Annotated in this window: 12 protein-coding genes; all 12 read left to right on the plus strand. The window is 68.0% G+C overall.

Annotated features, from left to right (window positions below):
- The first annotated feature begins 49 nt into the window (after positions 1-49).
- The 12 genes from steA (at position 50) to cmk (ending at position 12,028) form a co-directional block, all read left to right on the plus strand.
- A complete protein-coding gene (gene steA / locus M6D93_RS08980; protein ID WP_430667224.1) occupies positions 50-1,231 on the plus strand; it encodes a putative cytokinetic ring protein SteA in 1,182 nt (393 codons plus the stop codon).
- A complete protein-coding gene (locus tag M6D93_RS08985; RefSeq protein WP_249774014.1) occupies positions 1,228-2,139 on the plus strand; it encodes a copper transporter in 912 nt (303 codons plus the stop codon). Before steA ends, M6D93_RS08985 begins: the two co-directional genes overlap by 4 nt.
- A 235-nt stretch (positions 2,140-2,374) precedes the next feature.
- Positions 2,375-4,168, plus strand: coding sequence for a CTP synthase (gene pyrG, locus M6D93_RS08990; RefSeq protein ID WP_249774015.1), 1,794 nt, complete (start codon positions 2,375-2,377; stop codon positions 4,166-4,168).
- Between the two features lie 3 nt (positions 4,169-4,171).
- On the plus strand, positions 4,172-4,795 hold the full coding sequence (locus M6D93_RS08995; RefSeq protein WP_249774016.1) for an NUDIX domain-containing protein: 624 nt from the start codon (positions 4,172-4,174) through the stop codon (positions 4,793-4,795).
- A gap of 10 nt (positions 4,796-4,805) precedes the next feature.
- Positions 4,806-5,756 carry a site-specific tyrosine recombinase XerD gene (gene xerD / locus M6D93_RS09000; protein ID WP_283818665.1) on the plus strand — a complete coding sequence of 317 codons (951 nt, stop codon included), beginning with the start codon at positions 4,806-4,808 and terminating at the stop codon, positions 5,754-5,756.
- Between the two features lie 99 nt (positions 5,757-5,855).
- Positions 5,856-7,601 (plus strand): DUF3352 domain-containing protein, encoded by a 1,746-nt coding sequence (locus tag M6D93_RS09005; RefSeq protein ID WP_249774018.1) that lies wholly within the window; start codon positions 5,856-5,858, stop codon positions 7,599-7,601.
- A 92-nt stretch (positions 7,602-7,693) separates the two neighbouring features.
- On the plus strand, positions 7,694-8,626 hold the full coding sequence (locus M6D93_RS09010) for a ParA family protein (protein ID WP_347343593.1): 933 nt from the start codon (positions 7,694-7,696) through the stop codon (positions 8,624-8,626).
- Positions 8,627-8,633: 7 nt separating this feature from the next.
- Positions 8,634-9,551 carry a segregation and condensation protein A gene (locus M6D93_RS09015; RefSeq protein ID WP_249774019.1) on the plus strand — a complete coding sequence of 306 codons (918 nt, stop codon included), beginning with the start codon at positions 8,634-8,636 and terminating at the stop codon, positions 9,549-9,551.
- Entirely contained in the window at positions 9,548-10,168 is a 621-nt protein-coding gene (gene scpB / locus M6D93_RS09020; protein ID WP_249774020.1) for an SMC-Scp complex subunit ScpB, read from the plus strand. The genes M6D93_RS09015 and scpB overlap by 4 nt, the downstream gene beginning before the upstream one ends.
- A complete protein-coding gene (locus M6D93_RS09025) occupies positions 10,158-10,922 on the plus strand; it encodes a pseudouridine synthase (RefSeq protein ID WP_249774021.1) in 765 nt (254 codons plus the stop codon). The genes scpB and M6D93_RS09025 overlap by 11 nt, the downstream gene beginning before the upstream one ends.
- Before the next feature lie 38 nt (positions 10,923-10,960).
- Entirely contained in the window at positions 10,961-11,323 is a 363-nt protein-coding gene (aroH, locus tag M6D93_RS09030) for a chorismate mutase (protein ID WP_249774022.1), read from the plus strand.
- Between the two features lie 18 nt (positions 11,324-11,341).
- Positions 11,342-12,028, plus strand: coding sequence for a (d)CMP kinase (gene cmk / locus M6D93_RS09035; RefSeq protein ID WP_249774023.1), 687 nt, complete (start codon positions 11,342-11,344; stop codon positions 12,026-12,028).
- Positions 12,029-12,076: the final 48 nt, after the last annotated feature.

Consider the following 12,076-nt stretch of genomic DNA (forward strand, 5'->3'; position numbering starts at 1 on the left):
GCGTGGCGAAGCCCGAATTTCCGGACCCACGATGGCAACATCGACCTACATGAAGCTGGCCACCATGCGTCGCCCCCGCACCGAGTCACTGCCAGGTGTCGCTGGCGTCGTCCGGTTGGACCGTCGCGCGCCCCGACTGCTGCAGCGGCTACACGCCGGTGATGTGGCGGTGGTCGACGTCGCGGACATGGACCGCGCAACCGCCGACGCCCTGATCGCCGCCAAGGTCGGCGCGGTCGTGAACGCGCAACCGTCGATCTCCGGCCGGTATCCCAACCTCGGTCCCGAGGTTCTGGTCGCGGCCGAGATTCCGCTGCTGGACGGCGTCGGTGCTGGCATCTTCTCCGAGGTCAAAGAGGGCGTCCGCGTGCGCATCGAGGAAGACTCGATCTACGCCGGGGAGCGGTTGCTGGCCAGCGGCACACGTCAGAGCGTCGCCACCGTGGCCGAGTCGATGGCTGCTGCGAAGGAAGGCATGTCGGCCCAGCTGGCCGCTTTCGCGACCAGCGCGCAACAGCACATGCACCAAGAGAAGCAACTCCTACTCGACGGCGTCGGACTTCCAGAACTGGATACCGACTTCGCCGGACGGCACGTGCTGCTCGTCGCCCGTAGTTACGACTTCAAGTCCGATCTGAAGGGTCTCAAGCACTACATCCGCGAGTTCCGTCCGGTGCTTGTCGGCATCGACGGCGGCGGCGACGTGCTTCGCGATGCCGGCTACCGCCCGGACCTCGTGGTGGGGGAGATGGACGCCATATCCGAGGCGGCCCTGCGCGATGCCGGTGAGGTCGTGGCCCACGCCGACGCCGAGGGCAGGGTGCACGGGCTGGCCCGCGTTCAAGACCTGCGCATCGAACCGAAACTATTCCCGACGGCCGGGACCAGTGAGGACGCCGCGATGCTGCTGGCCGACGCGGGCGGTGCGAAGCTGATCGTCACCGTCGGTATCCGTGCCACGCTGGAGGAGTTTCTCGACGCCGGTCGTGGGGGGATGGCCTCCACCGTGCTGACCCGGCTCAAGATCGGCGGCAGGTTGGTCGATGCCAAAGCCGCCGCCCAGCTGTTCCAGACTCGCATCTCCGGTGTTGCGCTTGTGTTGATGGTCCTCGCCGCGCTGCTCGCGGTAGCGGTCGTCCTCGTCGCCAGCACCGACGGCAACAGCTACGTGCACATCCTTTCCCACGGGTGGACCTCGCTCGTCAACCAGCTGAAAGACCTATTCTCGTGATCTCATTCCGGTACCACATCGTGTCCATCATCGGCATCTTCCTGGCGATCGCGCTCGGGGTGGTGATCGGAGCCAGCGCACTCAACGGCGCGGTAGTCGGGGACCTGCGCCGTCAGGTCTCTGATCTGAAGAACCAGAACGCCGCCCAGACCTCCTCGAACACGACTCTTCGCGCGCAGGCCGGAAACGCCGACCAGCTTGCCCACGCCTTTGCCGGCAAGATCGCCGGTGGTGCGCTGACGAAGAAGACGGTGGTGATTCTCGGCGCGCCGGGGGCGAGCAGCACCGACAAGGACGCCGCCGCCGCTGCGGTGGCCAGTGCCGGTGGCCAGGTCACCGCGCGGCTGCAGTTGAGCAAGACCTTCATCGACCCGCAGCACGCCACGGACATCCGGTCGTTGGCCACCAACTCCGGTGTGCACCCGGTCGGACTGCAACTGCCCCAGACTGACAACGCGGGCACGCTCAGCGGCTCGCTGCTGGGGTTCGTCCTGTTCGGCAAGGGCCAGGCAACGGATCTGACTCAGGTGCTTGCCGGTTTCAGCGGACTCGCAATGGTCAAGGTCGAGCAGGGCACGCCCGCCTCGGGCTCGCTGCTGCTGTTGGTGGCACCGGGGGCGGTTGCCGGCGATTCGTCCGGACCGATGCTGCTGGCGATGGCCAAGCAGTTGCAAGCCACAGGTCCTACCGTTGTGCTCGGCGACGCCACCTCGGCACGAAACGGCCTCATCGCACTGATCCGCGGCGACACCGACGCAAAGGCCGCGGTGTCCACCGTCGATGACGCGGACAGCGACCTCGGCCAACTCACCACCGCACTCGTCGCGGCCGAGGCCGCGGCGGGCCGGCCCGGTCAGTTCGGCACCGGCGCCAATGTCGACGCGCTGCTGCCCGGGGTCGACGGCTGAGCCGTCGCGTTCCATCTCGTCCCGTCTCCGCTTCTTGCCGTCACCTCGCGGCGTGACGAGACGGCGTCGGTGCGACTCGCGGCCACTGGGGTGCGGACCGCACGCACTTTCGTGTTACCGTGAACTCCCGTGGACGTACGGGTCTTTTCAGCGGGTATGACAGCGCCCGCCGGTGAGTCACTCACCCCGATTCCCCCCTCCGCACCAGCTATCGGCAGCGACCACGGGAGTCTCGTTGGCTCAATCAGCCCGGACCACTAAGCACATCTTTGTCACCGGGGGCGTTGCGTCCTCGCTGGGCAAAGGGCTCACGGCCTCCTCACTGGGGAGCCTGCTCAAGGCCCGCGGGCTGCGGGTGACGATGCAGAAGCTCGACCCCTACCTCAACGTCGACCCCGGGACGATGAACCCGTTCCAGCACGGCGAGGTCTTCGTGACCGAGGACGGGGCCGAGACCGATCTCGACATCGGCCACTACGAACGCTTCCTCGACACCGACCTGGTCGGGACGGCCAACGTCACGACCGGGCAGATCTACTCGACCGTGATCGCGAAGGAACGGCGTGGGGAGTACCTGGGCGACACGGTCCAGGTCATCCCGCACATCACCAATGAGATCAAGGACCGCATCCGGTCCATGGCCAACCCCGGGGCCGATGGCCAGATCCCCGACATCGTGATCACCGAGGTCGGTGGCACCGTCGGCGACATCGAATCCCTGCCCTTCCTCGAAGCCGCCCGGCAGGTCCGCCACGAGATCGGGCGTGACAACTGCTTTTTCCTGCACGTCTCGCTGGTCCCATACCTGGCGCCGTCGGGGGAGTTGAAGACGAAGCCCACTCAGCACTCGGTGGCTGCGCTGCGCAGTATCGGCATCACCCCCGACGCGGTCGTCTGCCGTGCGGACCGCGAGATTCCTGACAGCGTCAAGCGCAAGATCTCGCTGATGTGCGACGTCGACACCGAGGCGGTGGTCGCGGCGGTCGACGCGCCGAGCATTTACGAGATTCCGAAGGTCCTGCACTCCGAGGGCCTGGACGCCTACGTTGTCCGACGTCTCGGACTGCCGTTCCGGGACGTGGACTGGAGCCTGTGGGGCGAGCTGCTCGACCGCGTCCGCAACCCGAAGCGCTCGGTCACCGTCGCCTTGGTCGGCAAGTACATCGATCTGCCTGATGCCTATCTTTCGGTTACCGAGGCTTTGCGAGCGGGCGGATTCGCCCACCGGGCCAAGGTCAATATCCGGTGGGTCGCCTCGGACCTGTGCGAAACGCCTGCCGGTGCCGCGGCCCAACTTGCCGGTGTCGACGCAGTGATCATTCCGGGCGGGTTCGGTATCCGCGGCATCGAGGGCAAGGTCGGCGCGATCCGCTTCGCCCGGGAACGGTCGCTGCCCACACTCGGACTGTGCCTGGGCTTGCAGTGCATGACCATCGAAGTCGCTCGACACAAGGCCGGTATCGAGGGTGCCAACTCCGCCGAGTTCGACCCCGACACCCAGGATCCGGTGATCGCGACGATGGCCGATCAGGTCGATATCGTCGCGGGCAATGCCGACCTTGGTGGGACGATGCGGCTCGGGGCCTACCCGGCCAAGCTGTTGGCGGGTTCGGTCGTAGCCGAGGCCTACGGGGCGACCGAGGTTTCGGAGCGCCATCGCCATCGTTACGAAGTCAACAACGCCTATCGCGACGCACTGACCGCGGCGGGACTGGTCATCTCCGGTACGTCGCCCGACGGTCGCCTGGTCGAGTTCGTCGAGCTTCCTCGCGACGTCCACCCCTACTTCGTCGCAACCCAGGCGCATCCCGAGCTCAAATCTCGGCCGACCCGTCCGCACCCGTTGTTCTCGGCGCTGATCAAGGCAGCCGTGGACTACAACGAGGCCGAGCGCCTCCCGGTCGAGATTCCCGACACTGACGCTCCGGTCCGGTTCGACAATGCGCCCGAGGCGGGCGAATCGGAGCACGCCGCCAGCGGCACCGACGTGCGATCCGGGAGCACCGCGACCGCCCCGGTCTCGGCCTGAGCCGTGGTTGACGCCTCGGATTTCCGCGTCGTCGAGCGCACCGAGCATTACTCGGGCTACGTGATCGATGTCCGCACGGACTCGGTTCGGATGCCGGACGGGACGATCGGGCGGCGCGATGTGATCGCTCACCCAGGCGCGGTAGCCGTGGTCGCGATCGGTGGCGACGGCCAGGTGGTCATGGTGCGTCAGTACCGCCATCCGGTAGGGGAGTTCCTGCTCGAACTGCCGGCCGGTCTGCTCGATGTCGGCGGCGAGCCCGCGCTCGAGGCGGCGCAACGGGAATTGTTCGAGGAGGCCGCGCTCACCGCGGCGCGATGGGACGTGCTCGTCGACCTGTACACCTCACCGGGGATGACCGACGAGGCGATTCGGATCTTCCTCGCCCGGGATCTGTCGCCGGTGCCTGAGTCGGACAGGTTCACCGCGGAGCACGAGGAGATGACCATGACGGTCGAGCGGTTCACGCTCCCCGAGCTCGTCGCGCAGATCTTCGCCGGCCATGTGACCAATGGCCCTGCTGTCGCTGGGATCCTGGCCGCATCGGTGTCCGCGGGCGGCGGCTGGGCGGATCTGCGGCCGGCGGACTCCGCGTGGCCTGCCCGTCCCCAGCGGTCGGCGGGATAGATTTGCTCCCGTGACCGCCCTTCGCCCCGCCGCCAACGACGCGGCCGGGTTTGCGGTTGCCGGCTATCTGGACCATCTCACCGTCGAACGCGGGTCGTCTGAGAACACCCTGTCGTCCTACCGGCGCGATCTGCTCCGCTATCAGGACTTTCTCGGCGAGCGGGGGATGGCGTCGCTGGCCGAGGTGTCGGCTACCGACGTGGCGGATTTCCTGATGGCCCTGCGCGAAGGCAACGCGGATCATCCGCCATTGTCGGCGGCCTCGGCGGCTCGCGCCGTCGTCGCCGTCCGCGGCCTGCACAAGTTCGCCTACGCCGATGGGCAGGTGGCGGCCGACGTTGCGCGCCAGGTGAAGCCGCCGACCCCACCGCGCCGACTGCCCAAAGCGATTTCGATCGACGAGGTGGAGCGGTTGCTCGACGCCGCGGACTTCGACCAGACTCCGCTGTCGGTGCGTGACCGAGCCCTGTTGGAGGTTCTCTACGGCACCGGCGCTCGCATCTCCGAGGCGGTCGGGCTCGACGTCGACGATGTGGACGTGGACAGCCGGACCGTGCTGTTACGCGGCAAGGGCGGCAAGCAGCGACTGGTTCCCTTGGGTAGCTTCGCGGCCAAGGCGCTGTCGTCCTACCTGGTGCGGGTGCGTCCGGAACTCGTGCGCCGTGGCCGTGGCACGCCCAAGCTGTTCCTTAACGCGCGAGGCGGTTCGTTGTCCCGGCAGAGCGCGTGGACGGTCCTGCGTTCCTCAGCCGACAAGGCCGGTCTCGGGGGCCATATATCGCCTCATACGCTGCGTCATTCCTTCGCCACACATCTCGTCGAGGGTGGGGCAGATGTCCGCGTCGTTCAAGAGTTGCTCGGCCACGCTTCGGTCACCACCACCCAGATCTACACGCTGGTGACGGTCGATCAACTGCGCGAGGTGTACGCGACCTCTCACCCCCGGGCGCGCCGTTCCTGAGCGACCCGAGTCTCTGCGGGAGTTGTTCGCAGCTTCTTGACACGGATATAACTTTGCGGGCAGACTTCGGCTTCCGCAGATCCCAGTCAGGAGTACCCCGTGTCCGGATCGGACCAGCCGCTGGCAGAACCCGCGCAGCCGATGAGCGAGCCGCCGGAGCAGGCGCCTGCCTCGCCGTGGGGCGATTGGACCGACGTGAGCGCGCAGCGCTGGGACCAGCCGCCGGTGCACGAAGTCGCCCCCGGTCCGGGACCGCTTGACGACGGACCCGGGGCAGGCGCCAGTGCCGGCACGCCGTACGGCAGCGCCGCCGCCCCGATGTCTTACGGCTTTGGTCCGCCCGCTCCGGGCGCCTATGCGTTTGGCCCCGGCGATGGTGGTTCCTACGGCGCCGGGCAGGTCCAGCCAGCGCGTCGTCGCTGGCCGTGGATCGCCGGTATCGTCGCGGCCGCGCTGGTGGTAGTCGGCACGGTCGGGGGAACCGTCGCTTATCAGGCCCTCTCCGGTGGGGGGCGCCAGCCCGAATCGGTGTTGCCGGCGGACGCCGTCGCGTTCGCCAAGATCGATCTCGACCCGTCCGCGTCGCAGAAGATCGCGGCCTATCGGTTCTTGAACACCCTTCCCAAGGTCGGAAAGAGTTTCACCCAGGGCAAGGACCTTCGGGAGTCGTTGTTCGACGTATTTGCCGATCAAGCACACTTGCCGAGCAGCTTCAACTACGCCAGGGACGTCAAACCGTGGCTCGGGGACCGGGCCGCGATCGCGCTCAGGTTCGATGCATCCGGTAAGGCCGAATCGATCGGCGCTCTGCAGGTACGCGACCAGAGCGCGGCCACCCGTTCGTTGACAGCCATCATGACGTTCACCGGCACGGACTTCGGCGTGACGTTCAGCCACGGCTATGCCCTGCTGGGTAAGGACCAGCAGGAGGTGGACACGGCCAGGGTCGAGGCCGAGCGCGCGCCGTTGTCGGCCTCGCCCCATTTCCGGGCCGACATGGCGCTGCTGGGTTCGACCGGCGTCTCCGCGGGCTGGGCGGATTTCGGCGCCCTGTCGTCGGCCATGCGCGGTGCCGCTGTCGGAGGCGCGCTTCTGAACAAGAGCCGGCTGAGCTACACACTCCGGTTTTCCCCCACGGCGGCGGAGGTTGTCCTCAAGAGCAGCGGAGGCCCACGAGCGGCCCTTCCCGCGAGGTCCATGCCGATCGCAGCTCTACCGGCCGACACCGTCGCAGCCGCTTCGCTGAGCGTGGACAACGGCCAACTGGCTCAGGCCTACCGACAGTTCGAGTCCCGCTTCGCCCAGCAGAGCGGCGGCTTGATGGGCAACCCCCTCGCAGCGATCTCCCGACAGTTCGGCCTGAAGTTGCCGGCCGACCTGCAGTCATTGATCGGCACTGATCTGCTCCTGGCGATGGGACCTGGAAAGACTCGGGACGGCTTGCCCGAGATTGCCGCCCGAACCACGACGGACCCGACCCGGGCGATCTCGGTGATGGACCGGATCCGCGACGGCCTGGCGGCCGAGGGTGCGCAGCTTCCGGTGGCCTACACCGCAACCGCGGACGGCCTGGCGGTCGCAACCGACAGGTCCTATCTCGCTGCTGTCTCGGGGCCGCCGACTGCGCGTCTGGGTGACACCGCGAGCTTCAAGGCTGCGGTGCCCGACGCCGCGAAGGCACGAAGCGTGGTCTTCGCCAACCTGGACCGGGTCGCAGACATCATGGCCCGCGAAGGCGCGCCGGCTGAGGCGATCACCACCGTGCGGGAGTTCGCCGGGCTCGGACTCACCGCGGTAACCGAGGGTGATGTGACCACGGTTCGGATTCGGCTCGTCGCACACTGAACCGGCCCTGCCGGTGCGGTAACCTCACGCACTGGCGGGGTTGGCACCAGCGACCCGGACGTCCGGTGGCGGTAAGGAGTGCGCATTCGGTGATGACGAGCCCGAGCACCCCTGAATCCCTTCCCGGACTCGACGTGGACGTACCGGCAGAGCAGGAGTCCACCGATTCGCCCGAGTCCGGTGGCACCCGTTCGGTCGACCCGGCCAAGGCCCGCGTTCGTCGCCCCTTGGTCGAACCGCGGCCGCTCGATCGGCACGGTCCGGCCCGCGTGGTCTCCCTGTGCAATCAGAAGGGCGGCGTCGGCAAGACCACGTCCACGATCAACCTGGGCGCGGCGCTGGCCGAGTTCGGGCGCCGGGTGCTGCTGGTCGATTTCGATCCGCAGGGCGCGCTGAGCGTCGGCCTTGGCGTCCAGCCCCACACGCTGGAACTGACCAGCTACAACCTGCTCATGGAACGCGACGTCGGTATCGACGAGGTGCTCCTGAAGACCGGCGTCGCCGGTATGGACCTGCTTCCCTCCAACATCGACCTGTCCGCCGCTGAGGTGCAGCTGGTGAACGAGGTCGCCCGGGAGCAGACGTTGGCCCGTGCCCTGGCTCCCGTGCTGGGCGAATACGACTACGTCCTGATCGACTGCCAACCGTCGCTCGGCCTGCTCACCATCAACGCGCTGACCGCATCCGACGGCGTCGTCATCCCGCTCGAGTGCGAGTTCTTCTCCCTTCGCGGAGTCGCCCTGCTCATGGACACGATCGACAAGGTGCAGCAGCGGCTCAACCCCAAACTTCGTCTGGAGGGCGTGCTGGCCACGATGTACGACGGGCGCACCCTGCACGGCCGCGACGTCTACAACCGGGTGCTGGAGCGTTTCGGCGACGACATGTTCGACACCGTCATCGGACGGACGGTCCGGTTCCCGGAGACCACCGTCGCGGGTGAGCCGATCACCAGTTGGGCTCCTACCTCGAACGGCGCGATCGCCTACCGCGAACTGGCCATGGAGGTCCTGGCCCGGTCATGAGCTCGCTGTGACCGAGAACCCGCCCGCGGGCTCCGATCTCGAGTTGGCCGATCTGCCGGAGGAATGGGATCTGCCGGATCAGGCCGAGCCGCTGGTCGCCGACGACGGCAGGAGTCGGACCTTCAGCGTTCGACTGGACAACTTCGAAGGACCGTTCGACCTGCTTCTGACCTTGATCGGTCGACGGCAACTGGACGTCACCGAGGTCGCCCTGTCTCAGGTGACCGATGACTTCATCGCGTATCTCGCCGCGGCCGGCGACGAATTCGATCTGGGCCAGGCGACCGAGTTCCTGGTCGTGGCCGCCACGCTGCTCGACCTCAAGGCCGCGCGCCTGCTCCCCGCCGCCGAGGTGGAGGACGAGGAGGACCTGGCGCTGCTGGAGGCGCGGGACCTCCTGTTCGCCCGGCTTCTGCAGTATCGGGCGTACAAGCTGGCCGCCAACCACCTGGCCCACCTCGAGCGCGTCGCAAGTCGGCGCTTCCCGCGCCGCGTCGAGCTCGAGGATCGCTTCGCTCGGCTCAGCCCTGAACTCCAGATCGGCGTCGAGCTGCAGCAGTTCGCGGCGATCGCGGCCGCCGCCCTGGCGCCGAGGCCAGAGCCTATGGTCGGCATCGCGCACATCCACGCACCGCGAGTCAGCGTGCGGGAGCACATGGCCGCGATGCGGGAGCGGTTGGCCCGGACGGGGTCGGCGACGTTTCGCGCGCTGGTGGCCGAGTGCGCCTCCACGTTGGAGGTGGTGGCCCGATTCCTCGGACTGCTGGAGATGTATCGGGACGGTGACGTCGCTTTCGACCAGGCCGCCGCGTTGGCCGAACTGCGGGTGCGGTGGATCGGATCCGAGCGTCGGCAGGACGACGAGGACGGTGCACGCGATGTGCCCGACGAAGCAGACGATGTTGACCGGGAGTATGGGCAGTGACTGAAGACATCACAGCTGAGCCGCTGCACAGCGGCGCGATTGACGGCTCGGGCACGCCGCCGCTGGACCTGGCCGACCCGGTCGTGTTGCGGGGCGCGATCGAGGCTCTGTTGTTCGTGGCCGAGGCGCCCTTGGACCTGGCCCAGCTCGCCGCGGCGCTCCAGCTCCCCGTTGCCGAGATAGCGGAGGCGGTTGCCGCGCTCACGATGGACCTGGACCAGCGGCAGGCGGGCTGGCAGTTGCGCCCGGCTGCCTCCGGTTTCCGGCTCTACACCAGGGATCGGTACGCCCCGCTCATTGAGGCGTTCCTGCTGAACGGCCAGCGCAGCAAACTCAGCCAGGCCGCACTGGAGACATTGGCCGTCATCGCCTACCGCCAACCCGTGACCCGAGCTCGCATCTCGGCCATCCGCGGCGTCAACGTCGACGGAGTGGTTCGGACACTGCTGGCCCGCAGCTTGATCACCGAAGTCGGCACCGACCCGGACACCGGGGGTGGCCTCTACCGAACCACCGACGAGTTCCTCGAGAAGATGGGCATCGGCTCGGTCGAGGATCTGCCGTCGCTGGCGCCACTGTTACCCGATCTCGACACATTGGATTCCGATGAACTCTGACCGATGGCCCGGCGACCAACCGTCGGGGGTGAGATTGCAGAAGGTGCTCGCCGCCGCGGGCCTCGGTTCCCGCCGGGTCTGTGAGGAGCTGATCGCTCAGGGCCGGGTCACCGTCGACGGCCACGTGGCGATCCTCGGCGCCCGGGTCGACCCCGAGACCGCCGAGGTCCGGGTCGACGGGAACCGGGTGAATCTGCGAGGGGACCTGGTGTACCTGGCCCTGAACAAGCCCAGGGGTGTGGTGTCGGCGATGTCTGATCCGCAGGGACGGCCGGACCTGTCGCGCTACGTTGCCGGCTACGACGAACGGCTGTTCCACGTCGGGCGGCTCGATGCCGAGACCGAGGGGTTGCTCATCCTGACCAACGACGGTGAGTTCGCCAACCGGCTCGCCCACCCCTCTCATGGGGTGGTGAAGGTCTACGTAGCCGAGGTCGAGGGGCAGGTCGCCGCGCCGGTGGCCCGTCAGCTTCGCGACGGGATCACGCTGGAGGACGGCCCAGTCGCGGTCGACGGCTTCCGGATCCTGGATGCCGGCTCGAGCCGCGATGGCGGCCGCAGCCTGGTCGAGGTCTCGTTGCACGAGGGACGAAAGCACATCGTGCGCCGCCTGCTGGCTGAGGTCGGCCATCCGGTGCTCAAACTGGTGCGGACAGCGGTCGGGCCGGTCCGGCTCGGCGATCAGCGCCAGGGCACCGTCCGGCCGTTGAGTCGGCAGGAGTTGACTGAGCTGTACCGGCAGCTGGGCCTGTAGACCCGGTGACCCTGTCTCAACGTCGAATGGGAGTGGATGTGGCCGTACGGGCCGTACGCGGTGCGATTCAGGTCGGGGCCGACACCCGCGATGAAGTGCTGGACGGTGCCAGCGAGCTCGTCCAGGAGGTTCTCCGGCGTAACGAGGTCGATCCGCAGGACCTGATTTCGATCCTGTTCACCGCCACCCCGGACCTGACCGCGGAGTTCCCGGCCTACGCCGCCCGGCAGCTGGGGCTGACCGACGTCCCCCTGATGTGCGCGGCTGAGATCGCCGTTCCCGGCGCCATGCCCCGGGTACTTCGACTGCTGGCTCACGTGGAGACCGGCCGGCCTCGTTCGGACATCAGGCACGTCTATCTGCGCGGAGCCGCTGCGCTGCGGACCGACCTACCGCAATAGACCCGTATCCTTGAGGCCGTGGCTCAGTCGTTCTTCACCGGTGTCGTAGCGCTCGACGGTCCTTCGGGAACCGGTAAGTCGACCGTTGCGCGGCAGTTGGCCCAGCGGTTGGGCGCCCAGTATCTCGACACCGGGGCGATGTACCGGGCCGCAACCGTGGCGGTACTCAAAGCGGGAGTCGACCCGGCAGACGCCGCCGCCGTCGCCTCGACCGTGTCCCGCATCGATCTGCGGGTCAGCACCGACCCCGTCCAGCCGAGCACCGTCCTCAACGGGGTGCCCATCGATGAGGAGATCCGATCACCGCAGACCACGGCGGCGGTCAGTGCGGTCTCGGCGGTGGCGGCGGTACGAACCCAGCTGGTGGCCCAGCAGCGCGATCTCATCAACACGGGGCCGACGGTTGCCGAAGGCCGCGACATCGCCTCGGTCGTGTGGCCGACCGCGGAGGTCAAGGTGTACCTCACCGCCTCTGAGCAGGTCCGAGCCGCCCGGCGCGCCGGCGAGCTCGATGGCGCCAGTGTGGACTCGGTGCGGGCCGACCTTCGCCGGCGCGACGTCCTGGACGCCTCCCGCGCCACGAGTCCGCTGCGCCGTGCTGATGGTGCCCTGGAGCTCGATACGTCGGCCTTGTCGATCGACGAGGTCGTGACGGAGCTGTATGAGCTGGCCGAGCAGGCCGCGCGGGTGAGCGCCGGCGGCTAGCCCTGCGGTGCCAGCCCCACCGCCGCGGTCCGCGGCGTCCCGAACAGA

This window comes from Jatrophihabitans telluris (assembly GCF_023516435.1).
GTDB lineage: Bacteria > Actinomycetota > Actinomycetes > Mycobacteriales > Jatrophihabitantaceae > Jatrophihabitans_A > Jatrophihabitans_A telluris.

Coding starts and splice junctions, on each gene's coding strand:
- steA (WP_430667224.1), top strand. CDS start 50: ATGAAGCTGGCCACCATGCGTCGCCCCCGCACCGAGTCACTGCCAGGT.
- M6D93_RS09025 (WP_249774021.1), top strand. CDS start 10,158: ATGAACTCTGACCGATGGCCCGGCGACCAACCGTCGGGGGTGAGATTG.
- M6D93_RS09010 (WP_347343593.1), top strand. CDS start 7,694: ATGACGAGCCCGAGCACCCCTGAATCCCTTCCCGGACTCGACGTGGAC.